This window comes from Streptomyces sp. NPDC031426 (assembly GCF_055581585.1).
On the sequence record NZ_JBVIJE010000003.1, the window covers coordinates 465,641 to 490,510 of the forward strand.

A 24,870-nucleotide genomic window follows, 5' to 3' on the forward strand; every position below is an offset into this window, starting at 1 on the left:
GGGCGGCTGCTCGTGCCGCTAGGGTCTGTCCGCTACCTACAAAAGCCCCGGAGGACCCATGGCGTTCGGCTGGATCGACGAGCAGGCCGAGGCGCGCCGCCGCGCCGGACTCGTCCGCACCCTGCGTCCGCGCCCCGCCGACTCGCCCCTGCTGGACCTGGCGAGCAATGACTACCTCGGCCTCGCACACCACCCCGAGGTCACCGAAGGGGCCGCCCGGGCGGCCCGGACCTGGGGCGGCGGGTCCACCGGCTCCCGGCTCGTCACCGGCACCACCGAGCTGCACACCGAGCTGGAGCGCGAGCTGGCCGAATTCTGCGGTTTCGAGGCGGCGCTCGTATTCTCCTCCGGGTACGCCGCCAACCTGGCCGCGGTCACCGCGCTCGGGCCGCACGGCTCGCTGATCGTCTCCGACGCCGGCAACCACGCCTCCCTCATCGACGGCTGCCGGCTCGCCCGGGGCGAGCGGCAGGTCGTCGGACACGCCGACCCCGAGGCGGTGCGCAAGGCGCTGGCCACTCATCAGGGGCCGGCGATCGTCGTGTCCGACACCGTGTTCTCGGTGGACGGCGACCGGGCGCCGCTGGCCGAGCTGGCGCAGGCGTGCCGGGAGCACGGCGCGGGACTGGTCGTGGACGACGCGCACGGGCTCGGGGTGCTGGGCGACGGCGGCCGGGGCGCGCCGTACGCGGCCGGTCTCGCGGGCGCCGCGGACGTGGTGGTCACGGCCACCCTGTCCAAGTCGCTGGGCAGCCAGGGCGGAGTGGTGCTCGGCCCGGCGCGAGTGATCGACCATCTGGTCAACGCCGCCCGGACCTTCATCTTCGACACGGGCCTGGCCCCGGCGGCGGCCGGCGCGGCGCTCGCCGCACTGCGGCTGCTCGTCCGCGAACCGGAGCGCGCGGCGCGCGCCCGTGCGGTGGCCGCGGAACTGCACGCACGGCTGACGGCCGCGGGTCTGGAAGCGGTGCGTCCGGACGCCGCGGTGGTCTCCGTGCGGGCTCCGTCCCCGGAGCAGGCGGTGCGCTGGGCGGCCGACTGCCGTACCGCGGGGCTGGCCGTGGGCTGCTTCCGTCCTCCTTCCGTGCCCGACGGCATCTCGCGGCTGCGGCTGACCGCCCGCGCGGACCTGTCCGGGGCCGAGATCGAACGCGCTGTACGGGTGATCGGCGAAACGCGACCATGAGTCGGCGTGACACGGCCGTGCTTCGCGCGAGTCGTCCTCGCGTCGGGGTCGTCTACGGGTGGGGGTCGTCTACGGGTGGGGGTCGTCTACGGGTCGGGATCGTCTTCGGACCGGGGTCGTCTTCGGGTCAGAGGGCGGTGAGGAAACCGGCCCAGCTCTCGGCGGAGAAGAGCAGCGCGGGTCCGGCCGGGTTCTTGGAGTCGCGCACGGCGAGCAGTCCGGCACCGGGGCCGGAGCGCGGCCGGGCCGTCTCCACGCAGTTGTTGGCTCCCGTGCTGTAGCTGCTGCGCAGCCAGCGCACGTCGTGCAGGTCGGTACTGGCAGGGACGTTCCGAGGCATGGCTGACATGGTGCCTCCTTACGCGCCGTCACCTATCCCGGCGATGTAATCCAACGTGTCCTCAGGGGAAAGGGCGTGCATCCGAAGGGTGTCGAAGGCCTCCGCATAGGCCATGAGGTCTTCTTTCCGCTCCAGGTAGAGGCTACTCGTCAACTGGTCGAGAACAACCACGTCCAGATCAGAAGTGCTCGGAAATGAGAAAATAACGAAAGCTCCGTTGACGCCGACATGCGCTCCGGCGCCGAACGGCAGTACCTGGAGCCGGACTTGGGGCAAGCGGGCCGCCTGCATCAGCCGCCGAAGCTGCCGGGCCATCACCTCGGGGCCGCCGACCTCGCGCCGTAGTACCGATTCGTCCAGCACCGCGCTCAGCTCCAGCGGCGGGTCGGCGCGGAGCACGTCCTGCCTGGCCAGCCGCACCTCCACCAGCGCGTCCAGGCCTTCCTCGTCCAGGTCCGCGACGGCCGCCCGGGTCACCGCGCGGGCGTACTCGGGCGTCTGCAGCAGGCCGGGTACGACCGTGGTCTCCAGGGTGCGCATCGTGCTCGCCTGCGACTCCAGGCTGATGAAGTCCCGGTACGCGGGCGGGAGCACCCCGCGGTAGGCGTGCCACCAGCGGTGCCGGTCTCCCGTGTCCTCGGAGTCCGCCAGTATCAGCAGCAGCTCGCGCAGTTGCCCGTCCCGCACCTCGTAGGCGTCGAGCAGTAAGCGCACATCGGCTGGTTTCACACCACTGGCACCGGTCTCGATACGGCTGACCTTCGACTGGTGCCAGCCGACCAGCCGGGCCGCCTCACCGCTCGTGAGCCCAGCACCGGCGCGCAGCGTGCGCAGTTCGGCGCCCAGTTTGCGGCGGCGCACTGCCGGCCCGTTCTGCATGGGCTCCTCCTTACTCCTTCCGGGCCGCCCAAATACGGTTTCGCGTCGTAGAGTTCACCGCTTCGAGCGACAGATATATGCACTTCTTGGTGGATGGCTCCCCGTGACCGGCCCCGTGGTGGCAGGCTGACGAGCAAGCACCAGTCCGGGACCGTACTCGAACCATCCGGCTCCGTGTCGGACCGCGGTCCCGTGGGAAAGGGACGACGTCGCCATGGCAGACCATCTGGAAGCATCCGTCACTCTGCCGAGCGATCCCGCTTCGGTCTCCGCCGCCCGCACGTATGTCGTGGGCACGCTCGCGGAGTGGGGCCTGCCGTCGGACACCGACGTGGCTGACACCGTGCGGCTCATCGTCTCCGAACTCGCCACAAATGCCGTACAGCACACCTTCGGTCAATCACCCACCTTCACGGTTGACATCGCCCTGGACCGCGACGAACACCTTCGCATCGGTGTCACCGACAGTCATCCGCGCTTTCCGAAGAGACTGCCCGCCGCCGTCCAGCAGGACAACGGCCGCGGCATGGTCATCATCCGCTGGCTCACCGCGGAGTGCGGCGGCAAACTCCGCGTCCGCCCCACCCGAGAGGGCGGCAAGACGGTCTCCATCGAACTCCCCTGGATCATCCCGGCCGAGCCGGTCCCGGCGGGCCCACAGGAGCCGTAGCCCTCCGGGCGGGGGTGCCGTGAGGGGGAACATGGGGTGACGAGGGGGCGGGGGCGAGGGGGCGCGGGGGCTGCGACGGGTGCAGGGCCTCGAGGCGGACCGCCTGGGTACATCACCGCGCCGGCCCCGGGCACGCCCGTGGGCTCCAGGCGGCACCGGGGTGGCGTTGACGGAGCTGGGAGCGGCCCTGCTGCTGGAGCCGCTCCCGCCCTGACGGCGGGTCAGCTGACCCGGCCGTACCAGACGCTCTTGGTCCAGAGCTTCTGGAGCCGTACCACGTCCCCGGTCCTCGGTGCGTGCCAGATCTTGCCGTGCCCGGCGTAGATGCCGACGTGGTAGACGTAGGAACCATAGTGGAAGAACACCAGGTCACCGGCCTGGCGACGGCCGGCGGAGATGTGGTGCGTCTTGTTGTACTGCTGGGCGGCGGTACGCGGCAGGGTCTTGCCCGCCTTCTTGAACGCATAGAGCGTCAGCCCCGAGCAGTCGAACCTGCGCGGCCCGGTGGCCCCGTACTGGTACGGGGCCCCCTCCTTGGCGGCCGCGACCTGCAGTGCTTTCGCCGCGAGAGTCGCGGCCGAGGCATCGGGGGCGAGGCCGGGGACCGCGATCGAGCCGCCGACGGCGGCGAGGGTGAGGGCCGAGGCCGTACCGGCCCGGGCCATGAGCGACGGGACACGATTGAGCGCAGTCATGCGCAACCCTTCGTCAGCCGCCTGTGAAGGATGACCTGTCGGATTCGGGCTGGCGAAGTTGCCCGGCCGCGTTGCCGCGGCTTCACCCCAAGGGCTGCCCGGAACCTCAGACCGTCTGCGACGAGCAGACGAACATCCGTACCGGCGACCCGTCTTGCTTGGGTCCTCCACTCCTGCCGATCCACTCCTGTCGACCGGTCGTCCGGGCGGCGGCAGGACTCGGCGTCCGCCCGGACCGCCCCGCCGCGGTGGCGGGGGCTTGTCGTCGGACGGGATCTTCGCTCACACCGGTCCGAAAATCCCAATGCATCCGTGGATTTGTGGCGTTACTCACCACTCACCCGTTCGGGTGGAGCGTGGGATGTTCGAGACATCGTCAGATCCCGTGCGTAGCACCCGACCTGGGGCTATGCGCTTTTCCGCGAACCACGAACCGGCGTGGAACGCAAGTCGGGAGGCCCGGGGAACGATCCGGATATACACCGGTCGGCGGTCCGTCATTCGGCCCGTTTCAAGTCCCGCCCGCGCGGCGCCGGTCGACGACCGGATCCCGTCCGGCTGGTCCGGCGTCCGGATCAGCCGACGCCGTCGGGCGGGAGCGCGACGCGCGCGGTACGGCGTTCACCGTCCAGCACCCGCAAAGCCCGTGCCAGCGTGTCCCCGTGCAGCTCCGCCTCGCCCCGCCGGTGCATCGACGCGAGGGCGTCACGCAGCTCTGCGGCCTTGCGTACCAGGGCCTGAGCGGCGCGCAGCCCGCGATAGGTGTCCCCGCCGTGCGCCGGGTTGACGCGGCCCAGCAGGTCGGCGGCTTCCAGGTAGCGGTCGATCAGCTCTCCCTCGGCTCGCGTCAGTGCGGGCAGCGGCGGCAGGTCCGGCAGCATCGGCGGCTCACCTCGCGTCCGGTGCGCCGGGTGTGCGCCGCCGACTGGGCACGACGGCGTCCACCAGCCCGTAAGCCACCGCCGCGAGGGCGTCCAGGACCAGGTCCCGCTCCAGGTCGCGGCGCACCTCTTCGGCCGTGCGCCCGGTGTGCCGTACCAGGATCTCCTCCGTGAGCGCGCGGACCCGGGCCAACTCCTCGGCCTGGATGAGCAGGTCGCTGGGCTGGCCCTGCACCGGTTCGGCGAGCTGGGGCTGGGAGAGGACCATGCGGGCGCCGGGCAGGGTGAACCGCTTGCCCGGCGTGCCGGCCGCGAGCAGCAGGGCGGCGTGGGAGGCGGCCTGGCCCAGGCAGTACGTGGCCACGTCGCAACTGACATAGCGCATCGTGTCGTAGACCGCCGTCAGCGCACTGGACGAACCGCCGGGCGAGTTGACGTACAGCGTGATGTCGCGGTCCGGGGCCGCGTGTTCGAGGTACATGAACTGCGCCATCACGTCGTTCGCGGCCACGTCGTCCAGCGCGGTCCCGAGGAAGACGATCCGGTCCTCGAACAGCTTGCCGTAGGGATCGAGCGTGCGGGCGCCGCTGCTGGTGCGCTCGGTGAACTCGGGCAGGACATGACGGGCGAACGCTCGGGACATGGGACACCCCTTCTCATCGCACGGGCCTCCGACGGGCTCGGCTTCTGTAAAAAATGTACAGGACGTACGTGACGTAAGGTTGGGGTATGGCGTACGAGATTCCGGTGACACAAGCCAGGGCTGAGCTCGCCGACCTGATCAACCGCGTGGTGTACGGCGGTGAGCGCGTCGTCGTGACGCGGCACGGCAAGCCGCTGGTCGCGCTGGTGTCGGCCGCCGATCTGGAGCGGCTGGACGCCCTGGCGGAGCCGGCCGGGGAGCAGGTCGTCAGCTCGGTCTCGGGCGTCCGTGAGGTCGGTTCCGCCGCGCGCGAACAGCAGCGGTTCGGGATCGCCGCCGAACATCGTGGTCCCGGCACGGCCGCCGAGCACCGCGGCCCGGGCGGGTCCTGACCCGGGCGGGTATCGGGGACCCCATCGCACGGTCAGCTGTGGATCAAGGTCTGGTTAACGTCGCTGAAACTCCGGCGTTCTAGCCTGCCGATCCACGCCATCAGGGGTTTTTCTGCCCGGATTGAGGACGATCCGGGGATTTGTCTGCGTGTTACACCTATCCCCGTCGCGATGGCTGCGGAAACCGGACCCCGCACGGTCCGGAGCAAGGACTGTGAGGTGGGACGTGCAACTGACCCCGCACGAGCAAGAGAGGCTGCTGATCCATGTGGCAGCCGATGTGGCCGAGAAGCGCAGGGCCCGCGGGCTCAAGCTCAACCACCCGGAAGCGGTCGCCCTCATCACGTCGCACATCCTCGAAGGCGCGCGTGACGGCCGTACGGTCGCCGAACTCATGTCCTCCGGTCGCAAGCTCCTCACCAGGGACGACGTCATGGAGGGGGTCCCCGAGATGATCCATGACGTCCAGGTCGAGGCCACCTTCCCGGACGGCACCAAGCTCGTCACCGTCCACGACCCGATCATCTGAAGGGGCCCACGATGATTCCCGGAGAGATCCTGTTCGCGGACGACCCGGTCGTCTTCAACGAGGGCCGTGAGGTCACCCGGCTCACCGTCCTCAACGCCGCCGACCGGCCGGTCCAGGTCGGCTCCCACTACCACTTCGCCGAGGCCAACCCCGGCCTGGAGTTCGACCGTGCCGCGGCCCGCGGCAAACGCCTGAACGTCTCCGCCGGCACCGCCGTGCGCTTCGAGCCGGGCATCCCCGTCGACGTCGAGCTCGTCCCCCTCGCCGGCGCCCGGATCGTGCCGGGGCTGCGCGGGGAGACCGGAGGTGCCCTCGATGCCTGAGATCTCGCGCGGCGCCTACGCCGACCTGTTCGGCCCCACCGCCGGTGACCGTATCCGGCTCGCCGACACCGACCTGCTGATCGAGATCGAGGAGGACCGCTGCGGCGGACCCGGCGGCTCCGGCGACGAGGCGGTGTTCGGCGGCGGCAAGGTCATCCGCGAGTCCATGGGCCAGTCCCGCGCCACCCGGGCCGACGGCACCCCCGACACCGTGATCACCGGCGCCGTCATCGTCGACCACTGGGGCATCGTCAAGGCGGACGTCGGCATCCGCGACGGCCGGATCGCCGCGATCGGCAAGGCGGGCAACCCGGACACCATGGACGGCGTCCACCCCGACCTGGTCGTCGGTCCCGAGACGGAGATCATCGCGGGCAACGGGCGGATCCTCACCGCCGGTGCCATCGACGCGCACGTCCACTTCATCTGCCCCCAGATCGCCGACGAGGCGCTGGCCTCCGGCATCACCACCCTGGTGGGCGGCGGCACCGGCCCCGCCGAGGGCTCCAAGGCCACCACCGTCACGCCCGGACCCTGGCACCTCGCCCGGATGTTCGAGGCGATGGAGGCCTACCCGGTCAACATCGGCTTCCTCGGCAAGGGCAATACCGTCTCGCACGAGGCGATGCTCTCCCAGATCCGGGGCGGCGCGGCCGGCCTGAAGCTGCACGAGGACTGGGGCTCCACCCCGGCCGTCATCGACGCCGCGCTGACCGTGGCGGACCGGACCGGCATTCAGGTCGCCATCCACACGGACACCCTGAACGAGGCCGGTTTCGTGGGCGACACCCTGGCCGCGATCGCGGGCCGGGGCATCCACTCGTACCACACCGAGGGCGCCGGCGGCGGGCACGCGCCCGACATCATGACCGTGGTCTCACAGCCCAACGTGCTGCCCAGCTCCACCAACCCGACCCGCCCCTACACCGTCAACACCGCCGAGGAACACCTCGACATGCTGATGGTGTGCCACCACCTCAACCCCACCGTCCCCGAGGACCTGGCGTTCGCCGAGTCCCGGATCCGGCCGTCCACCATCGGCGCGGAGGACGTCCTGCACGACCTCGGCGCGATCTCCATCATCTCCTCCGACTCCCAGGCCATGGGCCGGGTCGGCGAGGTCGTCCTGCGTACCTGGCAGACCGCCCATGTGATGAAGCGCAGGCGCGGGGCACTGCCCGGTGACGGCCGCGCGGACAACCACCGCGTGCGTCGATATGTCGCCAAGTACACGATCAACCCGGCCCTCGCCCAGGGCCTCGCCACCGAGATCGGTTCCGTGGAGACCGGCAAGCTCGCCGACCTCGTGCTGTGGGAGCCGGCGTTCTTCGGGGTCAAGCCGCAGCTCGTGCTCAAGGGCGGGCAGATCGCCTACGCGCAGATGGGTGACGCCAACGCGTCCATCCCCACCCCGCAGCCGATCCTGCCCCGCCCGATGTACGGCGCGATCGGCCGGGCTCCGGCCGCCAACTCGGTGAACTTCGTGGCCCCGTTGGCGATCGAGGACGGGCTGCCGGAGCGGCTCGGGCTCGGCAAGCGGTTCGTGGCGATCGCGTCCACGCGCGCGGTGACCAAGGCCGACATGCGCGAGAACGACGCCCGGCCCGATGTCCGGATCGACCCCGACAGCTTCGCCGTGCACATCGACGGCGAACTGGTGGAGGCCACCCCGGCGGCCGAACTGCCCATGGCCCAGCGCTACTTCCTCTTCTGATGGTGTCGTGATGTCACGGGCAGCACTTCTCGTCCTGGCTGACGGCCGTTTCCCCGCCGGAGGGCACGCGCACTCCGGCGGGGCGGAGGCCGCCGTCAAGGCGGGCCGGATCACCTCCGCCGCGGGCCTGGAGGACTTCTGCCGGGGCCGGCTGCACACCGCAGGGCTGGTCGCCGGTGCGCTTGCGGCCGCCGCCGTACTCGGCGCGGATCCCGGGGAGCTGGACGCGGCGGCGGACGCCCGGACACCGTCGCCCGCCCTGCGGACCGCCGCGCGAAGGCTCGGGCGGCAATTGATGCGGGCGGCACGGGCCGGCTGGCCGTCGGCCGAACTCGACGCGCTGGCAGGGCAGTTCCCGAAGGGCGCGCACCAGCCGGTGGTCCTCGGCGTTGCCGCGCGGTCGGCCGGGCTGGGACCTGCCGACGCGGCGTACTGCGCGGTGTACGAGAGCGTGAGCGGGCCGGCGACGGCCACGGTACGGCTCTTGAGCCTCGACCCGTTCGATGCGACCGGTGTGCTGGCCCGGCTCGCGCCGGAGCTGGACCGCGTCGCGGACGCGGCGGTGGAGGCGGCGCGCAAGGTGCTCGACGAGGGCGCCGACGCGCTGCCGGCCGCGTCGGGGCCCTTGCTGGAGGTCGGTGCGGAATGGCACGCGGCCTGGCCGGTTCGGCTGTTCGCCTCCTGAGCCCGGCGCCGGACCCCACACAACGTGTCAGACATTGGAGCCGTACATGCACCTCGACCACACCCACTCCGGCCCCGCCGCCCTCGGTGCGGACGCGCGCCGTCCCGACGGTTCGCGCCGTGCCCTGCGCATCGGCCTCGGCGGGCCCGTCGGGTCCGGGAAGACCGCGACCGTCGCCGCGCTCTGCCGGGCCCTGCGCGACGAGCTGTCGCTGGCCGTCGTCACCAACGACATCTACACCCGTGAGGACGCCGAGTTCCTGCTCCGGGAGGCCGTGCTGCCGCCCGAGCGGATCACGGCCGTGGAGACGGGCGCCTGCCCGCACACCGCGATCCGCGACGACATCTCCGCCAACCTCGAAGCGGTGGAGGACCTGGAGGACGCGGTCGGCCCGCTGGACCTGATCCTCGTCGAGTCCGGCGGCGACAACCTCACCGCGACCTTCTCTAAGGGGCTCGTGGACGCGCAGATCTTCGTGATCGACGTGGCCGGCGGCGACGACATCCCGCGCAAGGGCGGCCCCGGTGTCACCACCGCGGACCTGCTCGTCGTCAACAAGACCGACCTCGCCCCGCACGTCGGCTCCGACCTCGCCCGGATGGCCGCCGACGCCAAGGTCCAGCGGGCCGAACTCCCCGTCGTGTTCCAGTCGTTGCGCGGCGATCGAGGCGTCTCCGAGGTGGCCGCCTGGGTGCGCGAGCGGCTCGCCGCGTGGACGGCGTGACGGCCACCGGGGTCCGGGCGGACGCGCGGATCGTGGCCCGCGCCGACGGCCGCGGCGGCACCGCGCTGCCCGTACTGGACAGCGACGGCCCGCTGGCCCTGCGCCGCACCCGGTCCAGCGGCCGCGAGGCGAGGGTCATGGTCGTCGGCGCGATGAGCGGACCGCTCGGCGGCGACCGCTTCTCGCTCACGGCGAGCGTGGCGGAGGGCGCCCGGCTGCACGTCGGCTCGGCCGCCGCCACCCTCGCCCTCCCCGGCCAGGCCAAGGGCGAGGCCCGCTACGACGTACGGCTCGACGTGGCCGACGACGCCGAACTGCACTGGCTCCCCGAACAGTTGATCTCGGCCCGCGGCAGCGACCTGCGCATCACCACCCGCGCCGAACTCGCCGCCGGTGCCCGGCTCGTGCTGCGCGAGGAGCAGGTGCTCGGGCGGACGGGAGAGGAACCCGGGCGGCTCACCAGCAGGCTCACCGTACGGATCGCGGGCCGCGCCGTGCTGGACCAGGAGCTGTCCTGCGGGCCCGGCGCGCCCGGCGGCTGGGACGGACCGGCGGTGCTGGCGGGGCATCGCGCGGTGGGCCAACTTGTCGTCGTGCGACCGGAGTTCGCCCGGCGGCCTGCCGAGCCGCGGATGCTGGACGAGTGCGCGGCCCTGATACCGCTGGCCGGTCCGGCGGCACTGGTCAGTGCCCTGGCACCGGACGCACTGCGCCTGCGGCAGGTCCTGGACGAGGCGCTGACCTACCTCGGCTGAAGTACGCGGCACCCAACCGAACATGACCATCCGTTTATCGGATTGGTAAAGATGGCAGGCGCCCCCTGTTCTCAGGCGGCTCACAGCCGAGAGGATCCCCCGAACTGACCACTCGCAGCGATCCTGATGTAGGGGGAGGGGCCCACTTGAGGGACAACAGACCGAAGAGCCGCCTGCTGGCACTCGGTTCGGCGGGAGCGCTCGTCACCGCCACCCTGATCGCCGGTGCCGTCTCGGCGCCCGCGGCCAGCGCCGCCGGCCGGCCCGGCCAGGACCGGGAGGCCAAGGGCGCCGAGATTGCCGCCGCCCGCGCCGCCAAGGCCGGCATCGACTGGCAGGACTGCCCCGCGGGATGGGGGCTGGAGAAGCCCATCCAGTGCGGCTGGGTGAGCGTGCCGCTCGACTACGCGTACCCGTACGGCAAGCAGATCAAGCTCGCCGTCGACCGCATCGGCAACACGGGGACCAAGGAGGAGCGCCAGGGCGCCCTCGTCTACAACCCGGGCGGTCCCGGTGGCTCCGGCCTGCGCTTCCCGCGCCGGGTCACCACCAAGAACCCCGTCTGGGCGAACGTCGCCAAGGCCTACGACTTCGTGGGCTTCGACCCGCGCGGCGTCGGCCACTCCGCGCCCATCTCCTGCGAGGACCCGCAGGAGTTCGTGAAGGCGCCGAAGATGGACCCGGTGCCGGACACCGAGGCGGACAAGACCGCGCAGCGCAAACTGGCCCGTGAGTACGCGGACGGCTGCCTGGAGCGCACCGGCCGGGCGATGCTCCAGCAGATGACCACGCCGAACACCGCCCGCGACCTGGACGTCATCCGCGCCGCCCTGGGCGAGAAGAAGCTCAACTACCTCGGCGTGTCCTACGGCACCTACCTCGGCGCCGTCTACGGCACCCTCTTCCCGGGCCACCTGCGCCGCATGATCGTGGACAGTGTGGTCAACCCCGCCCGCGAGAACATCTGGTACCAGGCCAACCTGGGCCAGGACATCGCCTTCGAGGGCCGCTGGAAGGACTGGGAGGACTGGGTCGCCGCGAACGACGCCGCCTTCCACCTCGGCACCACCCGCGAGGCCGTCCAGGCCAAGTGGCTCCAACTGCGCGCCACCGCGAAGAAGAACCCCATCGGCGGGGCCGTCGGCCCGGCCGAGCTGATCTCCTTCTTCCAGAGCGCGCCGTACTACGACTCCTCGTGGGTGCCGGTCGCCACGGTGTTCAGCAAGTACGTCGCCGGTGACACCCAGGCACTGGTCGACGCTGCCGCCCCCGACATGTCGAACACGGCCGGCAACATCTCCGCCGAGAACGGCAACGCCGTCTACACGGCCGTCGAGTGCACCGACGCCAAGTGGCCCACCAGCTGGCAGAGGTGGGACCGGGACAACACCGAGCTCAACAAGAGCTACCCGTTCATGACCTGGGCCAACGCCTGGATGAACCTGCCCTGCGCCACCTGGCCGGTCAAGCAGCGGACCCCGGTCGACGTGCGGACCCACAAGGATCTGCCGCAGGTGCTGATCGTGCAGTCCACGCGGGACGCGGCCACCCCTTACGAGGGTGCCGTCGAGCTGCACAAGCGGTTCCAGGGCTCGCGTCTGATCACCGAGAAGGACGCGGGCTCCCACGGTGTGACCGGCCTGGTCAACCCCTGCATCAACCAGCGCGTCGACGCCTACCTGGTCGACGGCAAGCTGGACGGCGCGGACGTGACCTGCGGCCCGCACGCCACGCCCAAGCCGTGATCCGGATCGTACGGTGACGAGGGGCGGCCGGGCTCTCCGGCCGCCCCTGTCAGCTGAGCGGCGCCCGCGGGAACCTGCGCTCCCTGGCGCCCTGCTCCGCGGCCGACCGTTCCTTGACGACGGCCGCGTACTCGTCGACGTACTCCTGCTCGGACAGCGCCAGGATGGCGTACATGATCTCGTCGGTGACGGCCCGCAGGATCGCCTTCTGCTGCTCCATGCCGGCGTAGCGGGAGAAGTCGAGCGGCCTGCCGAAGCGAATGGTGACCGGACGGACGTTCGGGATGACCTTCCCGGGCGGCTGGGCCTCGAACGTCCCGATCATCGCGCACGGTACGACCGGCACGCCGGCCTTCAGCGCCATCACCGCGACGCCGACCTTGCCCTTGTAGAGCCTGCCGTCGTGCGAACGGGTGCCCTCCGGATAGATCCCCAGCAGCTCGCCTCGGCGCAGCACCTTCAGGCCCTCGCGAATCGCCGCCTGCCCCGCCTCCTTGCCCGAGCGGTCCACCGGGATCTGCCCGGCGCTGCGGAAGAAGAACGCGGTGAGCCGGCCCTTGAGCCCCGGGCCGGTGAAGTACTCCGCCTTGGCGAGGAAGGTGATCCGGCGGCGCAGCATCGCCGGCATCAGGAAGTGGTCGGAGAAGGACAGATGGTTTCCGGCGACGATCGCGGGACCGGAGTCCGGCACGTTCTCCAGGCCCTCGATCCGGGGCCGGAAGACCAGTCTCAGCAGGGGGCCCAGCAGCACGTACTTGAGCAGGTAGTAGAACAACGGCTCGCCCCTTACCTCGTCCAGCCCACGCCGCGTGCGCCTGTCGTCATCTGTAACCGCAACTGGCCATGCCCATGCCGTTCGTCGAGCCCCTCGGCGGTGACGCGGGCCCCGACAGCCTGACGGTAGTGCGGACAGGCGGTGATGTCCTCGTGAGCGCAGCCGAGCGCGCACTCGATCAGGTCCAGCGAGGCCTGCGCCGCCGCGATCCGCCGGCGCAGCGCCTCGGCCTCGCCCTCCAGCAGCGTCCGCCTGGCAGCAGGATCCGCCGTCGCGGTGAGCGAGCGGATGGCGTCCAGGGACAGGCCGGCCTCCTTCGCCCGCAGGATCACGGCGACGCGCGTGACGTCGGCGGGGCCGTACCGCCGCCGTCCCGCCGGGTCGCGCGCGGGCGCGAGGAGGTCCATCGCCTCCCAGTGCCGCAGCACATGCGGGGCCAGTGCGAAACGCTCCGCCAGCGCGCCGATGCTCAGGGGCGGTGAGCCGCCGGTTGACCTCATGCCGACATTAAGTCGCACTCTGGCCGGCATGACCAGGCCGACAGAACAACTGCCGCGCTCCGGCGCGGAACTCGCCGCCGTACTCGACTCCATGGAACAGCGCCCCGCCGCCGTGCAACTCCGCCGGCACTCCTACGACCTGCTGCGCCTGCGCCCCGGCGCGCCGGTCGTGGACGTCGGCTGCGGCACCGGCCGGGCCGTGGCGGAACTGACCGCGCGCGGTGCGCGGGCCGTCGGGATCGACCCGGCCGAGCCGATGCTCGCGATCGCCCGCCGACGGTGGCCCGACGCGGATCTGCGGAAGGCGGACGCCTACGCGCTGCCGCTGGCGGACGGCTCGATGTGCGGATACCGCGCGGACAAGGTGTTCCATGAACTGGCCGAGCCCGAGCGGGCGTTGGGGGAGGCGCGCCGGGTGCTCTCCCCGGGCGGCCGGATCGTGCTCCTCGGCCAGGACTGGGACACGGTCGTCATCGACTCCGACGACCCCGCGCTGACCCGCACCCTCGTCCAGGCCCGCGCCGACCGGGTCACCGCGCCCCGGTCCGCGCGCCGCTACCGCTCGCTCCTGCTGGACGCCGGGTTCACCGACGTGGCGATCGAGGTCCGCACCGCCGTCTTCACCGATGAGCTCGGCCTCACCGTGCCGGCCGGGCTGGTGGCGGGCGCCGGGGCGCCGGGGGAGAGCCCGGTGACCCCGGACCGGGCGGAGGCGTGGTTCGCCGAACAACGGACCCGCGCCGCCCGCGACCGCCTCTTCGTGGCCCTGCCGGTGTTCGTGGCCTCGGCCTCGGCGCCGGACCGTCCATGACGCCCCTGTCCGGCCATGGGTCACAGCCGCACGATGACCAGCGCCGTGTCGTCGGTGGCGCCGCCGGGAGGCAGCAGTTCCGGCAGGACGGCGTCCGCGAGGCTCTCTTGGTCCTCCTCGCGATGGCGGGCGAGGAGTCGGCGAGGCCGCCGCTGGGGCCGCCACGGGCCCGGATCAGCTCGGTCACCTCCTCGACCCGGTGCACCAGCAGCACCACCTCGCCGTCCGGACCGAACACCGGCGCGTTGACCGGGCTCCAGTAGCGCTCCTCCCACTCCCCGGGCCGGTCGGAGTTCTCGACGTCGTACCGCTGCAGGGCCATGGCGTCGCGCTCGCCGGTGGCCACGACCCGGGTCAGGGAGGCGGCCAGGTTGCGCATGCCCGAGGCGCCGGGGTCGTTGGGGTTCTCCGGGAAGACGTCGAAGAGGTAGCGCCCCACCACCTGCTCGCGGGTGCGCCCGGACTGCCGCAGGAACTCCTCGTTGGCGTCCGCGAAGAGCAGGTCGGGCGTCAGCAGCGCCACCATGCCCGGCAGCGCCTGGAACCCCCGCGTAGTCGGTGGCCCCGTCGTTCATGGCTACCGCCCATCCGCCGAAGTGACGCCGTTTTCCCCCGTCATGCGATGCCCGCGTGGTCCGCGCAGGTCAGTCCGGCAGGCCCGTCGTGGACTGCTCGGCCCAGATGATCTTCCCGCCGGGGACGAAGCGGGTTCCCCACCGCTCGGCGAACTGGGAGACCAGCAGCAGTCCGCGGCCGCCCTCGTCCGTGGTGCGCGGATGGCGCAGATGGGGCGCGGTGGCGCTGCCGTCGGAGACCTCGCAGATCAGGGCGGCCCGGTCTCTGATCAGCCGGAGCCGAACGGGGCCCTCCGCGTGCCGGATGGCGTTGGTGACCAGCTCGCTCACGACCAGTTCGGCGGTGAACGCCAGCTCATCCAGCCCCCACTCGCCCAGCTGCCGGGTGGTCTCCTTGCGGGCCTCGGCGACCACGGCCGGGTCGGCGGGCAGATCCCAGTCGGCGACCTGGTCGGCGCCGAGCAGCCTGGTGCGGGCCATCAGCAGGGCCACGTCGTCGTACGGCCGGGCGGGCACCAGCGCGTCGACCACGGACCGGCAGCTCATGTCGAGCGTGGCTGCGCGCTGTTCCAGGGCGCGGCGCAGCCGGTCGCGGTCCGCGGCGACGATCCCGCCGTCGTCCCGGTCGCCCCCGTCGCCGTCACCGTGGACCAGCAGGCCGTCGGTGTGCAGGGCCAGGGTGCTGCCCTCGGTCAGGGTCAGCTCCACCGCCTCGAAGGGCGGCCCGCCGGCCCCGAGCGGCGGCCCCTGCGGGAGGTCGACGAAGCTGACGGCGCCGTCGGGCAGGACCACGGCGGGCGCGGGGTGGCCCGCGGCGGCCATCGTGCACTGCCCTTTGACCGGGTCGTAGACGACGTACACGCACCCCGATCCCACTGCCTGGATACCGGCGGCCTCCGGGTCCTCGGGCCGGACGCCCTCCTCCCGGGCCATCCGCGCCACCAGGTCGTCGAGGTGCGCGAGGACCTCCTCGGGCGGCAGATCGAGCGCCGCGAGGGTGTGCACGGCGGTGCGCAGCCGTCCCATGGCCGCCGCGGCGTCGATTCCGTGTCCCGGCACCTCGCCCACGACCAGGGCCACGCGTGCGGCGGACAGCGGGATGATGTCGTACCAGTCGCCGCCCAGGCCGGTCAGCTCGTCGGCCGGCCGGTAGTAGGCGGCCACCTCCACCGCGTCCTGCTCGGGCAGCCGGCGCGGCAGCAGACTGCGCTGCAGGACCAGGGCCGCTTCCCGCTCACGGGTGTAGCGGCGGGCGTTGTCCACGCACACCGCCGCCCGGGACACCAGGTCCTCGGCGAGACTCAGGTCGTCCTCGTCGAACGGCTCCTGACGGTGGCGCCGGAAGAAGGTGGTGACGCCCATCGTGACGCCCCGCGCACGGATGGGCACGATCATCACGCTGTGCACACCGAGCTCCAGGAAGGTCGCCATCCGGCCGCCAGGGATGTCCGTCGCCCATTCCTTGGCCAGCGGGTCCAGCCGTGCCGCGTGCCAGGGCCGACCCGTGGTCAGACTGCGGATCGGGGGCGATCCGGCGAGATAGGTGGCCACCGCGCCGATCTTGACGACGGCCTCCGGGACCCCGGGGTTCACCGACTGGTGCCCGGCCCGCCGCAGCGGCACCCGGTCCATCTCGCTCGGCGGCTCGGGCTCCGCACCCCGCAGCACGGAATCCAGCAGGTCCACGCTGACGAAGTCGGCGAAGTCCTGCACGGCCACGTCGGCCAGTTCCTGTGCCGTCCGCACGATGTCCAGGGTGCGGCCGATCTGCTCGCCGGCCCGGTCCAGCAGGGCCAGCCGCTGCCGGGCCCGGTGCCGGTCGGTGATGTCGACGACCGTGTAGTACACGCCCATCGGGTGTCCCCGGTCGTCGTCGAGGCAGGTGAACGACATCATGTGCGCCGTCTCCCGGTGCGGCGCGGACCGCACATGGCCGACATGCTCGTACCCGACCACCGGCAGGCCGGTCTCCAGCACACGCCGCATCTGCGTCTCGATGTCGGCGGAGTCGATGCCCGGCTGGATCTCCGCCAGCCGCCGGCCCAGCCGCTCGCCCGGGGAGCCGCCGCCGAACCGCTCCAGGGCCTCGTTCGACCACACGCACCGCAGATCGGTGTCCACGATCGCCATCCCGACGGCGGAGTCGGTCACCATCTGCTCCAGCACCCCACGGCTCATGTCCCAGCCACGTTCCCCCGCCACGTCGGAGACCAGAACCAGCCAGTGCGGTGCCCCGCCGGGTTCCATCGCCGGGGTGATCCGCACCATCACCCGTATCGGCTGCCCGTCCTTGCGCCGTGCGGTCAGCAGTCCCGCCCAGCCGCCGTCCCTGCGGCACCGCTCGGCCAGTTCGGGCACCCGCGCGGCGTCCTCGGCGGACAGCAGGCCGGTCACCCTGGTGCCCACCACCTCGGCGGCCGTGTACTCCAGCAGGCTCTGGGCGCCCTGCGTCCAGTGCGTCACCACGCCCCGCGCGTCGAGCAGCAGGGGCGCTGCGTCGGCCACGTCGAACCGGCGCCCGGCAACGTCCTGCTCCTCGTGAGTGCTCACGGCCGACCTCTCTGTAGCTGAGAGTGGTCTACCCCCTCCTGGCTCAATCTTCACCCTTCGGGCGGACGAGCGAAGGGTGTGGGACGGCCTCGGCCGCCCCACACCGACGTCACGAACCCAGCACCTTCTCCAGTGCCGCCAGCGCGGACCGCAGCTCCTCCGCCGTGATGGTCAGCGGCGGTGCCAGCCGGATCGTGGAACCGTGGGTGTCCTTCACCAGGATCCCCTCCCGCATCAGCCGCTCGCTGACCTCGCGGCCGGTGCCGATCGCCGGGTCGATGTCGACGCCCGCCCACAGGCCTCGCGAGCGGAAGCCGACCACACCCCGGCCGGCCAGTTCGGTCAGCCCGTCCCGCAGGAGCACGCCCAGCTCGGTGGCCCGGCGCTGGAACTCGCCCGTTCGAAGCAGCTCGACCACGGCCGAGCCGACCGCCGCCGCGAGCGGGTTGCCGCCGAACGTGGAGCCGTGCTCGCCCGGGTGCAGCACACCCAGCACCTCACGCCGGGCCACCACCGCCGACACCGGCACGATCCCGCCGCCCAGCGCCTTGCCGAGCAGCAGCATGTCCGGCACGACGTCCTCGTGCTCGACGGCGAAGGTGCGGCCGGTGCGGCCGAGGCCCGACTGGATCTCGTCCGCGATGAACAGGCAGCCCTTGCGGCGGGTCAGCTCCCGCACTCCGGCGAGATAGCCCTCGCTCGGGATGACCACGCCCGCCTCGCCCTGGATGGGCTCGATCAGCACGGCCGCCGTGGTCTCGTCGACGGCCTCCTCCAGCGCGGCCAGGTCGTCGTACGGCACGATCCTGAAACCGGGCGTGAAGGGGCCGAAGCCGGCCCGGGCCGTCCCGTCGGTGGAGAAGCTGACGATGGTCGTCGTACGGCCGTGGAAGTTCTCCGCCGCGACCACGATCGTCGCCCGGTCGGCGGGGACGCCCTTCACGTCGTACGCCCACTTGCGGGCCACCTTGATGCCGCTCTCCACCGCCTCGGCGCCGGTGTTCATCGGCAGCACCATGTCGAGGCCGGTCAGCTCCGCGAGCTGCTCCGCGAAGTGGGCGAGCCGGTCGTTGTGGAAGGCGCGGGAGGTCAGCGTCAGCTGGTCGAGCTGGCGGTGCGCGGCCTCGATCAGCGCCGGGTGCCGATGGCCGAAGTTCAGCGCCGAGTACCCGGCGAGCATGTCCAGGTAGCGGTTGCCCTCGACGTCCTCCACCCAGGTGCCCTCGGCGCGGGCGACCACGACCGGGAGCGGGTGGTAGTTGTGTGCCAGGACCGGCTCCTCCGCTCGGATCAGGTCGTCGGACGTACGCGTGCGCGCGGGTGCGGTCATCAGCGGATCTCCTGGGTGCAGCACTTGATGCCGCCGCCGGCCTTGTGGAACTCGGACAGGTCGACGGGGACGGGGGCGTAACCGTGGTCGGCCAGGCGCGCGGCGAGCGCCTCGGCCTGGGGGGCGATGAAGACGTTCCGGCCGTCGGAGACGGAGTTCAGGCCGAACGCCATCGCGTCCTCGCGGGTGGCGAGCACCGCGTCCGGGTACAGCCGGCGAAGCACCTCGCGGCTGCCCGCCGAGAACGCCTCGGGGTAGTAGCAGATGTTGTCGTCGTCGAGGACGAACAACGCCGTGTCCAGGTGGTAGAAGTACGGGTCCACCAGGGTCAGGCCGATCACCGGGTGGCCGAGGAACTCCTGCGCCTCCCGGTGCGCCTCACGGGTGGTGCGGAACCCGGTGCCGGCGAGCACGTACCGGCCCGTCCACACCAGGTCGCCCTCGCCCTCGGTCACCGACTCCGGGCGGTACACGTCATAGCCCGCGGCCTTGAACCAGGTGTCGTAGTGCAGCGACTCCGGGCGTCGTTCCGGCGCGTGGAACAGGGAGCCGAAGACCCGGCCGCCGACCACGAACGCCGCGTTGGCGGCGAAGACCATGTCGGGCAGGCCGGGGACGGGCTCGACCGACTCGACGGTGTGACCGTGGGCGCGGTAGGCGCGGATGAGCGTCTGCCACTGTTCCCGGGCGAGGTCCACGTCGACCGGCTTGTCGGGGTGCATCCAGGGATTGATCGCGTACTGCACGGCGAAGTGTCTGGGTTCGCAGACGAGAAAGCGCCGAGGACGCTGTACACGGCTTTCGGACACAGAGGGTTTCCTCCGCTTTGCTGTGTGTCACTTGGGGGTGCACACCACGGTAGAAAGGGAGGCAGACGGCCGACAAGCGAGGAAAGCTGCTTAGATGCGCAGCATCGCTGCGTTGTTCGAGGTCGATGCGCATGATTCCTGCGCATGCCTCGCCTCATTCCGGTGCGGCGTGGGTCGCGCCCGCTTCCGGGCTTTCCGGGAGCAGGTGGGACAGCACCATCACGCTGATCGTCTTCCGGATGAACGGCTCGACCCGGATCCGCTCCAGCACCTCCTCGAAGTGCTCCACGTCCCGGGCCCGCACGTGCAGCAGCGCGTCGGCGCCGCCGGTGACCGTCATGGCCGCGGTGATCTCGGGATGGTTGCGCACGACCTCGGCCAGCCGCCGGGGCGGGGCCGCGCCCTCGCAGTACACCTCGACGTACGCCTCGGTGCGCCAGCCGAGCGCCGAGGGCTTGACCGTCGCCGTGAACCCGGTGATCACCCCGGTCTCCCGGAGCCGGTCCACGCGCCGCTTGACCGCGGTCGCGGACAGCCCGATGCCCGCGCCGATCTCGGCGAAGCTGGTCCGGGCGTTCGCCATCAGCGCGGTGATGATCTTGCGGTCGAGGTCGTCGAACGAGGGCGTCCTGCTGTTCATGCGGGCACTGTAGGTCAGTCCCGCCGAACAGTTCCCCTCACGACTGGGTGACGATCATGGCGAGCGTCAGCAGCCCCAGCACCACCCATCCGAACCACAGCCAGCCGTTGCTGCCGAGCGCGACCGTGTAGGCGGTCACCACGACGAGCCCGCCGACCGTGAGAGCCCCCATCGCCTTGGTGGAACCGTTCGTGGAACCGGGCATCGCGACACCCTTCTCTTGGTCCGTCCATGACCATGGTGCCCCGGTTCCGGCCCGGACGGGACGGCTCCGCCCCGGCTCTCGCGCGCGACTCAGCTCTCGCGCGCGTTCAGCGAGGCCAGATAGGCGTTGTACGCCTCCAGCTCCTTGTCACCGTCCCGGTCCGCGGCCCGGTCCTTGCGCCTGGCCTGCCGCTGCTCGGAGCTGTACCACTGGAACAGCAGCGCGATCAGCACCAGCACGGACGGGATCTCGCTGAACGCCCATGCGATGCCGCCGGCCGCGTTCTGGTCGGACAGCGCGTCGATGCCGAGCGAGGCCGACGGGTCCTTGAAGGTGTCCACCATCGGCGCCGTGGCCATCATCAGCGCGATACCGAAGAACGCGTGGAACGGCATGCCCGCGAACAGCTCCAGCATCCGCATCACGTATCCGGGTCGGTACGGACCCGGGTCGACGCCCATGATCGGCCAGAAGAACACCATGCCGACGGCGAAGAAGTGCACCATCATCGCGATGTGCCCGGCCTTCGACCCCATCAGGAAGTCGAACAAGGGGGTGAAGTACAGGACGTACAGGCTCGCGATGAACATCGGGATCGTGAACGCCGGGTGCGTGACGATCCGTGTGTAGCGGCTGTGCAGCAGCGCCAGCAACAGCTCGCGCGGGCCCTTGCGGCCCCGGCCGGCGGTCGGCAGCGCGCGCAGCGCCAGTGTGACCGGGGCGCCGAGCAGGATCAGGATCGGCGACAGCATGCTGATCACCATGTGCTGCACCATGTGCACGCTGAACATCACCATGCCGTAGTCGTTCAGCTTGGTGCACATCACCAGGGCGACGGTCAGCACACCCGCGACGTACGCCACGGTACGCCCGGCCGGCCACGCGTCCCCGCGCCGCCGCAGCCGTACGACACCCCAGCCGTACAGGGCGAGTCCGAGCAGACAGGCGACGAGGAAGAACGGGTCAGTGGACCACTCCAGCCCCCGCCCCAGCGTGAACGGCGGCAGATCCATCATCATGCCGTGCCCGCTGTGATCCATCCGGCGGCTCCTGATTCGTGGGGGTTGTGCGAGTTGTCCGCCCCAAGAGTAGAACCGCCCCCGGTCATGGTCGTGACCGGGGGCGGTTTGTGCGCCACCGAACTACAGCACGCACTCCGCCTCGTCGTACCGCTCCACGGGAACGGTCTTCAGGGTCTCGACGGCCTCCGCGAGGGAGACCATCACGATGTCGGTCCCGCGCAGAGCCGTCATCCGCCCGAACTCACCCCGGTGCACGGCCTCCACCGCGTGCCAGCCGAAACGGGTCGCCAGCACCCGGTCGTACGCCGTCGGCGTGCCACCCCGCTGCACATGACCGAGGATCACCGGCCGCGCCTCCTTGCCGAGCCGCTGTTCCAGCTCGACCGACAGCTGCCGGGCGATCCCGGCGAAGCGCTCGTGCCCGTAGATGTCCTTGCCGCCCTCGTCGAAGTCCATAGTGCCGGCCTTCGGCTTGGCGCCCTCGGCCGCGACGACGATGGCGAACCGCTTGCCCGCCTCGAACCGCTCGCCGACCTGCCTGGTCAACTCCTCGATGTCGAAGGGCCGTTCCGGGACGACGATGGCGTGGGCGCCGGCCGCCATGCCGGAGTGCAGCGCGATCCAGCCGGTGTGCCGGCCCATGACCTCCACGATCAGCACGCGCTGGTGGGACTCGGCGGTGGTCTTCAGCCGGTCCAGGGCCTCCGTCGCCACGGTGACGGCCGTGTCGAAGCCGAAGGTGACGTCCGTGACAGCGATGTCGTTGTCGATGGTCTTGGGCACGCCCACGATCGGCAGCCCGTTGTCCGACAGCAGCCGGGCCGCCTTCAGGGTGCCCTCACCGCCGATCGGGATGATCGCGTCGAGGCCGAGCTCCGCGACATGCCCCTTGGCCCGCTCGACGCCGTCCCGCAGATGCTCCGGGCGGACCCGGGAGGAGCCGAGGATGGTGCCGCCGCGTGCCAGGATGCCGCCCACGGCATCGAGGTCGAGCTTGAGGTAGTCGCACTCCAGGAGGCCCTTCCAGCCGTCCCGGAAACCGATGACCTCGTCGCCGTGGTCGGCGACGGCACGGTGCACGACGGACCGGATGACGGCGTTCAGGCCGGGGCAGTCGCCGCCGGACGTGAGGACACCAATGCGCATAGCCCGAAATACCTTCTCAACGTGGGCCGGGTAACCGGACCACGTTGTCCGGCGGATTCCCGGCCACCCTACCGGCGTGAGGGGGTGGCTCCGTAGCGGGCGTCCGCCTGCTGGACGCGCCCGCACATGTGAGCGGACGGGCCGTCAGGCGGGCCCGCTACCAGGCTGCCGGACCGCGCTGAGATGTTGCTGAAGTCTTGCTGTCGCGCCGCTTACGCGGGCTGCTGCGCGGCCGCGATGCGCTCGTTGCGGAGCGCCTCGTACCAGCGGTCGTCGGTCGGCGGCAGTGCGTTGACGTCGAGTGCCAGCTTCAGCAGCAGGTCGGCGATCAGCGGGTTGCGGGCGAGCACCGGGCCGTGCATGTACGTGCCGAAGACGGTCCCGTTGTACGCGCCCTCCGTGCCGTCCCCGGTGCCGTTGCCGTTGCCGATCTTCACCTGCGCGAAGGGGCGGGCGGTGGGGCCGAGGTGGGTGACGCCCTGGTGGTTCTCGAAGCCGGTCAGCTGCGGCAGGCCCAGTCGCGGGTCGATGTCGCCGAGCACGTCACCGACGCACCGCTCGCCCTCGCCGCGTACGGACACCACGTCGAGCAGCCCGAGACCCGGCTCGCGCTGGCCGAGGTCGTTGATGAACTCGTGGCCGAGGATCTGGTAGCCGGCGCAGACGGAGAAGACGATCGCGCCGTTCTCCACCGCGCGGTTCAGATGCCCGTCCCGGCGCAGCCGCTCGGCCGCGAGCCGCTGCGGACGGTCCTCGCCGCCGCCGATCAGGTAGATGTCGCCGGAGGTCGGGATCGGCTGGTCGCTGCGCACGTCGAGCCGGGCCACGTCCAGGCCGCGCTGCCGGGCCCGGCGCTCCACGACGAGGGCGTTGCCCTGGTCGCCGTAGGTGCTCAGCAGGTCCGGGTAGATCCACACCAGCCGCAGTTGGTTGTCGCTCATGAGGTGATCGCCCTTCGAAGATCAGTTGCCGACGCGGCGGCGCAGGTCCTGGAACGCGGTGTAGTTCGCGATGACCTCGATCCGGCCCGGCGGGCACATCTGCACGGCCTGGTCGAGGTTCTCGCAGACCTGGAAGTGCTGATTGGCGACCTCCAGGCGGACGGCGAGGTCCAGCTTCCGGTCGCCGATGACGAAGATCGGGTGGCCGGTCAGCCGGGTGTAGTCGACGTCCCACAGCCAGGAGGTGTCGGTGCCGTCGGCGCCGCGTGCGTTCACGGACAGGATCACCGGGGCAGGCGGCGGGTCGATCAGGGAGAACGTCTCCAGCCAGCCGGCGGGGTTCTTGGCCAGCAGCAGCCGCAGATCGCGGTTCTGGAACTGCACGACGTCATAGCGGCCCGCGACGGCCTGCACCTGGTACATCCGCTCCAGGGCGACCTGCGGCGGCACACCGAAGACGGCGGCGACGGCCGCGGAGGAGGCGGCGTTCGCCTTGTTGGCGCGGCCCGGCAGCTGCAGATGGATGGGCCAGGCGGACCCGTGCGGATCCAGTACGTGGTCCCCGGACAGCGCCCAGGTCGGCGTCGGCCGCCGGAACCCGCACTCGCCGCAGAACCAGTCGTCGCCGGGGCGCTGCATCACGCCACCGCAGGACGGGCAGGACCAGGCGTCGTCCTTCCACATCTGCCCGGCCGCGACCCAGATCACATTCGGGGACGAGGAGGCGGCCCACACCACCAGCGGGTCGTCGCAGTTGGCGACGACCACGGCCTTGGACCCGGCCAGGCCCTCGCGCCAGTTCTCGGCGAGCATCCGGGTCTCGGCGGCACGGTCGAGCTGGTCGCGGGAGAGGTTGAGCAGGGCGATGCACTTCGGGTCGGTGTCCCGGGCCACCCCGGCCAGGTACTTCTCGTCGACCTCTATGACACCGAACTTCGCGTCCGAGCCACCCGCGAGCGCGGAGGTGATACCGGCCGGCATGTTGGCGCCCAGCGCGTTCGACACGACGGGGCCCGCGGCGCGCAGCGCCTCGGCGATCAGCCGGGTGGTGGTCGTCTTGCCGTTGGTGGCCGACACCAGGACGACGTCCAGGTTCTGCGCGAGCCGTGCGAGCAGGTCGGGGTCGAGTTTGAGCGCGACCCGGCCACCGATCACCGATCCGCTGCCGCGCCCCGCGGCGCGCGATGCCGCAGCGACCGCCTTGCCCGCCGTCACGGCCAGCTTGGCCCGCGGCGTGAGCGGGTCCGAGTTGCCTGCCATCAGTTCTCGATCCTCCTTGCGTACGCGCCGCGCCTGGGGCCATCCGGCAGCGTGGTGTGACCTCAGCCTATCGAGATCCGTATCCACACCCGAATCCCGGCCCACGCCTTGAGCGGCGGGCATGGGCTGAACGAACCGTACCCTT

General features: G+C 71.4%; 28 protein-coding genes and 1 pseudogene. 12 read left to right on the top strand and 17 right to left on the bottom strand.

Annotated elements, in window-relative coordinates; genetic code table 11:
- Positions 1 to 58 precede the first annotated feature (58 nt).
- Positions 59 to 1,186, top strand: a complete 1,128-nt coding sequence (locus tag ACZ5NH_RS07640; RefSeq protein ID WP_468773402.1) for an 8-amino-7-oxononanoate synthase — start codon at positions 59 to 61, stop codon at positions 1,184 to 1,186.
- Between the two features lie 127 nt (positions 1,187 to 1,313).
- On the opposite strand, the gene ACZ5NH_RS07645 is transcribed toward ACZ5NH_RS07640, so the two are convergent.
- Both ACZ5NH_RS07645 and ACZ5NH_RS07650 read right to left on the bottom strand, forming a co-directional pair.
- Positions 1,314 to 1,535 carry a DUF397 domain-containing protein gene (locus ACZ5NH_RS07645; RefSeq protein ID WP_388632734.1) on the bottom strand — a complete coding sequence of 74 codons (222 nt, stop codon included), beginning with the start codon at positions 1,533 to 1,535 and terminating at the stop codon, positions 1,314 to 1,316.
- A 9-nt stretch (positions 1,536 to 1,544) separates the two neighbouring features.
- A complete protein-coding gene (locus ACZ5NH_RS07650) occupies positions 1,545 to 2,405 on the bottom strand; it encodes a helix-turn-helix domain-containing protein (protein WP_468773403.1) in 861 nt (286 codons plus the stop codon).
- A gap of 214 nt (positions 2,406 to 2,619) precedes the next feature.
- On the opposite strand from ACZ5NH_RS07650, the gene ACZ5NH_RS07655 reads away from it, so the two are divergent.
- Positions 2,620 to 3,075, top strand: coding sequence for an ATP-binding protein (locus ACZ5NH_RS07655; RefSeq protein WP_468773404.1), 456 nt, complete (start codon positions 2,620 to 2,622; stop codon positions 3,073 to 3,075).
- A gap of 221 nt (positions 3,076 to 3,296) precedes the next feature.
- On the opposite strand, the gene ACZ5NH_RS07660 is transcribed toward ACZ5NH_RS07655, so the two are convergent.
- From ACZ5NH_RS07660 to ACZ5NH_RS07670, 3 genes are all read right to left on the bottom strand, one after another.
- Positions 3,297 to 3,770 carry a C40 family peptidase gene (locus ACZ5NH_RS07660; RefSeq protein WP_468773405.1) on the bottom strand — a complete coding sequence of 158 codons (474 nt, stop codon included), beginning with the start codon at positions 3,768 to 3,770 and terminating at the stop codon, positions 3,297 to 3,299.
- Between the two features lie 575 nt (positions 3,771 to 4,345).
- Complete coding sequence (locus tag ACZ5NH_RS07665) at positions 4,346 to 4,651, bottom strand: hypothetical protein (RefSeq protein ID WP_451553063.1); 306 nt, start codon at positions 4,649 to 4,651, stop codon at positions 4,346 to 4,348.
- A gap of 7 nt (positions 4,652 to 4,658) precedes the next feature.
- Positions 4,659 to 5,294 carry an ATP-dependent Clp protease proteolytic subunit gene (locus tag ACZ5NH_RS07670; RefSeq protein ID WP_468773406.1) on the bottom strand — a complete coding sequence of 212 codons (636 nt, stop codon included), beginning with the start codon at positions 5,292 to 5,294 and terminating at the stop codon, positions 4,659 to 4,661.
- A gap of 86 nt (positions 5,295 to 5,380) precedes the next feature.
- Here ACZ5NH_RS07670 and ACZ5NH_RS07675 point away from each other — a divergent pair, with 86 nt between their 5' ends.
- The 8 genes from ACZ5NH_RS07675 (at position 5,381) to ACZ5NH_RS07710 (ending at position 12,161) form a co-directional block, all read left to right on the top strand.
- Entirely contained in the window at positions 5,381 to 5,686 is a 306-nt protein-coding gene (locus ACZ5NH_RS07675; protein WP_388632750.1) for a type II toxin-antitoxin system Phd/YefM family antitoxin, read from the top strand.
- Positions 5,687 to 5,912: 226 nt separating this feature from the next.
- Positions 5,913 to 6,215, top strand: a complete 303-nt coding sequence (locus ACZ5NH_RS07680; protein ID WP_388632753.1) for an urease subunit gamma — start codon at positions 5,913 to 5,915, stop codon at positions 6,213 to 6,215.
- Positions 6,216 to 6,226: 11 nt separating this feature from the next.
- Positions 6,227 to 6,538 carry an urease subunit beta gene (locus ACZ5NH_RS07685; RefSeq protein ID WP_388632756.1) on the top strand — a complete coding sequence of 104 codons (312 nt, stop codon included), beginning with the start codon at positions 6,227 to 6,229 and terminating at the stop codon, positions 6,536 to 6,538.
- Positions 6,531 to 8,252: an urease subunit alpha gene (locus ACZ5NH_RS07690; protein ID WP_388632759.1), complete on the top strand. Its 1,722-nt coding sequence runs from the start codon at positions 6,531 to 6,533 to the stop codon at positions 8,250 to 8,252. Before ACZ5NH_RS07685 ends, ACZ5NH_RS07690 begins: the two co-directional genes overlap by 8 nt.
- 10 nt (positions 8,253 to 8,262) lie before the next feature.
- Positions 8,263 to 8,937, top strand: coding sequence for an urease accessory protein UreF (locus ACZ5NH_RS07695; RefSeq protein WP_468773407.1), 675 nt, complete (start codon positions 8,263 to 8,265; stop codon positions 8,935 to 8,937).
- A 46-nt stretch (positions 8,938 to 8,983) separates the two neighbouring features.
- Complete coding sequence (gene ureG / locus ACZ5NH_RS07700; protein WP_468773408.1) at positions 8,984 to 9,661, top strand: urease accessory protein UreG; 678 nt, start codon at positions 8,984 to 8,986, stop codon at positions 9,659 to 9,661.
- Positions 9,658 to 10,416, top strand: a complete 759-nt coding sequence (locus ACZ5NH_RS07705) for an urease accessory protein UreD (RefSeq protein WP_468773526.1) — start codon at positions 9,658 to 9,660, stop codon at positions 10,414 to 10,416. The genes ureG and ACZ5NH_RS07705 overlap by 4 nt, the downstream gene beginning before the upstream one ends.
- Before the next feature lie 146 nt (positions 10,417 to 10,562).
- Positions 10,563 to 12,161, top strand: a complete 1,599-nt coding sequence (locus tag ACZ5NH_RS07710; protein ID WP_468773409.1) for an alpha/beta hydrolase — start codon at positions 10,563 to 10,565, stop codon at positions 12,159 to 12,161.
- Between the two features lie 49 nt (positions 12,162 to 12,210).
- Here ACZ5NH_RS07710 and ACZ5NH_RS07715 read toward each other — a convergent pair whose 3' ends face one another.
- Positions 12,211 to 12,936, bottom strand: a complete 726-nt coding sequence (locus ACZ5NH_RS07715) for a lysophospholipid acyltransferase family protein (protein ID WP_388632773.1) — start codon at positions 12,934 to 12,936, stop codon at positions 12,211 to 12,213.
- Between the two features lie 11 nt (positions 12,937 to 12,947).
- A complete protein-coding gene (locus ACZ5NH_RS07720; protein ID WP_388632776.1) occupies positions 12,948 to 13,436 on the bottom strand; it encodes a MerR family transcriptional regulator in 489 nt (162 codons plus the stop codon).
- 28 nt (positions 13,437 to 13,464) lie between these two features.
- Between ACZ5NH_RS07720 and ACZ5NH_RS07725 the strand changes: the two genes are divergently transcribed.
- Positions 13,465 to 14,247 (top strand): methyltransferase domain-containing protein, encoded by a 783-nt coding sequence (locus ACZ5NH_RS07725; RefSeq protein ID WP_468773410.1) that lies wholly within the window; start codon positions 13,465 to 13,467, stop codon positions 14,245 to 14,247.
- Complete coding sequence (locus ACZ5NH_RS07730) at positions 14,244 to 14,510, top strand: hypothetical protein (RefSeq protein ID WP_468773536.1); 267 nt, start codon at positions 14,244 to 14,246, stop codon at positions 14,508 to 14,510. The genes ACZ5NH_RS07725 and ACZ5NH_RS07730 overlap by 4 nt, the downstream gene beginning before the upstream one ends.
- Here ACZ5NH_RS07730 and ACZ5NH_RS07735 read toward each other — a convergent pair.
- From ACZ5NH_RS07735 to ACZ5NH_RS07780, 10 genes and pseudogenes are all read right to left on the bottom strand, one after another.
- Positions 14,396 to 14,822: pseudogene (locus ACZ5NH_RS07735) on the bottom strand (PAS domain-containing protein); the annotation flags it as partial. The gene ACZ5NH_RS07730 and the pseudogene ACZ5NH_RS07735 overlap by 115 nt on opposite strands.
- 69 nt (positions 14,823 to 14,891) lie before the next feature.
- Positions 14,892 to 17,372, bottom strand: a complete 2,481-nt coding sequence (locus ACZ5NH_RS07740) for a SpoIIE family protein phosphatase (protein WP_468773411.1) — start codon at positions 17,370 to 17,372, stop codon at positions 14,892 to 14,894.
- A 109-nt stretch (positions 17,373 to 17,481) separates the two neighbouring features.
- Positions 17,482 to 18,702, bottom strand: coding sequence for an ornithine--oxo-acid transaminase (gene rocD, locus ACZ5NH_RS07745; protein ID WP_468773412.1), 1,221 nt, complete (start codon positions 18,700 to 18,702; stop codon positions 17,482 to 17,484).
- A complete protein-coding gene (gene ddaH / locus ACZ5NH_RS07750) occupies positions 18,702 to 19,511 on the bottom strand; it encodes a dimethylargininase (RefSeq protein WP_468773413.1) in 810 nt (269 codons plus the stop codon). Before ddaH ends, rocD begins: the two co-directional genes overlap by 1 nt.
- A gap of 154 nt (positions 19,512 to 19,665) precedes the next feature.
- On the bottom strand, positions 19,666 to 20,151 hold the full coding sequence (locus ACZ5NH_RS07755) for an Lrp/AsnC family transcriptional regulator (RefSeq protein ID WP_351811575.1): 486 nt from the start codon (positions 20,149 to 20,151) through the stop codon (positions 19,666 to 19,668).
- A gap of 37 nt (positions 20,152 to 20,188) precedes the next feature.
- Positions 20,189 to 20,356, bottom strand: a complete 168-nt coding sequence (locus tag ACZ5NH_RS07760) for a hypothetical protein (protein ID WP_351607810.1) — start codon at positions 20,354 to 20,356, stop codon at positions 20,189 to 20,191.
- Between the two features lie 89 nt (positions 20,357 to 20,445).
- Positions 20,446 to 21,396, bottom strand: a complete 951-nt coding sequence (locus tag ACZ5NH_RS07765) for a cytochrome c oxidase assembly protein (protein ID WP_468773414.1) — start codon at positions 21,394 to 21,396, stop codon at positions 20,446 to 20,448.
- Between the two features lie 102 nt (positions 21,397 to 21,498).
- Positions 21,499 to 22,524 (bottom strand): 6-phosphofructokinase, encoded by a 1,026-nt coding sequence (locus ACZ5NH_RS07770; protein WP_388632793.1) that lies wholly within the window; start codon positions 22,522 to 22,524, stop codon positions 21,499 to 21,501.
- Between the two features lie 212 nt (positions 22,525 to 22,736).
- On the bottom strand, positions 22,737 to 23,465 hold the full coding sequence (locus tag ACZ5NH_RS07775; RefSeq protein WP_388632795.1) for a type 1 glutamine amidotransferase: 729 nt from the start codon (positions 23,463 to 23,465) through the stop codon (positions 22,737 to 22,739).
- A 21-nt stretch (positions 23,466 to 23,486) separates the two neighbouring features.
- A complete protein-coding gene (locus tag ACZ5NH_RS07780) occupies positions 23,487 to 24,725 on the bottom strand; it encodes a MurT ligase domain-containing protein (protein WP_388632798.1) in 1,239 nt (412 codons plus the stop codon).
- Between the last annotated feature and the right edge of the window lie 145 nt (positions 24,726 to 24,870).

Bases quoted from the DNA above. Each gene is read 5' to 3' on its own strand.
- ACZ5NH_RS07760 (WP_351607810.1), bottom strand. From the start codon at position 20,356: ATGCCCGGTTCCACGAACGGTTCCACCAAGGCGATGGGGGCTCTCACG.
- ACZ5NH_RS07695 (WP_468773407.1), top strand. From the start codon at position 8,263: ATGTCACGGGCAGCACTTCTCGTCCTGGCTGACGGCCGTTTCCCCGCC.
- ureG (WP_468773408.1), top strand. From the start codon at position 8,984: ATGCACCTCGACCACACCCACTCCGGCCCCGCCGCCCTCGGTGCGGAC.
- ACZ5NH_RS07770 (WP_388632793.1), bottom strand. From the start codon at position 22,524: ATGCGCATTGGTGTCCTCACGTCCGGCGGCGACTGCCCCGGCCTGAAC.
- ACZ5NH_RS07730 (WP_468773536.1), top strand. From the start codon at position 14,244: ATGACGCCCCTGTCCGGCCATGGGTCACAGCCGCACGATGACCAGCGC.
- rocD (WP_468773412.1), bottom strand. From the start codon at position 18,702: ATGACCGCACCCGCGCGCACGCGTACGTCCGACGACCTGATCCGAGCG.
- ACZ5NH_RS07755 (WP_351811575.1), bottom strand. From the start codon at position 20,151: ATGAACAGCAGGACGCCCTCGTTCGACGACCTCGACCGCAAGATCATC.
- ACZ5NH_RS07685 (WP_388632756.1), top strand. From the start codon at position 6,227: ATGATTCCCGGAGAGATCCTGTTCGCGGACGACCCGGTCGTCTTCAAC.
- ACZ5NH_RS07765 (WP_468773414.1), bottom strand. From the start codon at position 21,396: ATGGATCACAGCGGGCACGGCATGATGATGGATCTGCCGCCGTTCACG.
- ACZ5NH_RS07780 (WP_388632798.1), bottom strand. From the start codon at position 24,725: ATGGCAGGCAACTCGGACCCGCTCACGCCGCGGGCCAAGCTGGCCGTG.
- ACZ5NH_RS07660 (WP_468773405.1), bottom strand. From the start codon at position 3,770: ATGACTGCGCTCAATCGTGTCCCGTCGCTCATGGCCCGGGCCGGTACG.
- ACZ5NH_RS07670 (WP_468773406.1), bottom strand. From the start codon at position 5,294: ATGTCCCGAGCGTTCGCCCGTCATGTCCTGCCCGAGTTCACCGAGCGC.
- ACZ5NH_RS07650 (WP_468773403.1), bottom strand. From the start codon at position 2,405: ATGCAGAACGGGCCGGCAGTGCGCCGCCGCAAACTGGGCGCCGAACTG.
- ACZ5NH_RS07640 (WP_468773402.1), top strand. From the start codon at position 59: ATGGCGTTCGGCTGGATCGACGAGCAGGCCGAGGCGCGCCGCCGCGCC.
- ACZ5NH_RS07675 (WP_388632750.1), top strand. From the start codon at position 5,381: ATGGCGTACGAGATTCCGGTGACACAAGCCAGGGCTGAGCTCGCCGAC.
- ACZ5NH_RS07775 (WP_388632795.1), bottom strand. From the start codon at position 23,465: ATGAGCGACAACCAACTGCGGCTGGTGTGGATCTACCCGGACCTGCTG.
- ACZ5NH_RS07665 (WP_451553063.1), bottom strand. From the start codon at position 4,651: ATGCTGCCGGACCTGCCGCCGCTGCCCGCACTGACGCGAGCCGAGGGA.
- ACZ5NH_RS07720 (WP_388632776.1), bottom strand. From the start codon at position 13,436: ATGAGGTCAACCGGCGGCTCACCGCCCCTGAGCATCGGCGCGCTGGCG.
- ACZ5NH_RS07725 (WP_468773410.1), top strand. From the start codon at position 13,465: ATGACCAGGCCGACAGAACAACTGCCGCGCTCCGGCGCGGAACTCGCC.
- ACZ5NH_RS07690 (WP_388632759.1), top strand. From the start codon at position 6,531: ATGCCTGAGATCTCGCGCGGCGCCTACGCCGACCTGTTCGGCCCCACC.
- ACZ5NH_RS07655 (WP_468773404.1), top strand. From the start codon at position 2,620: ATGGCAGACCATCTGGAAGCATCCGTCACTCTGCCGAGCGATCCCGCT.
- ACZ5NH_RS07645 (WP_388632734.1), bottom strand. From the start codon at position 1,535: ATGTCAGCCATGCCTCGGAACGTCCCTGCCAGTACCGACCTGCACGAC.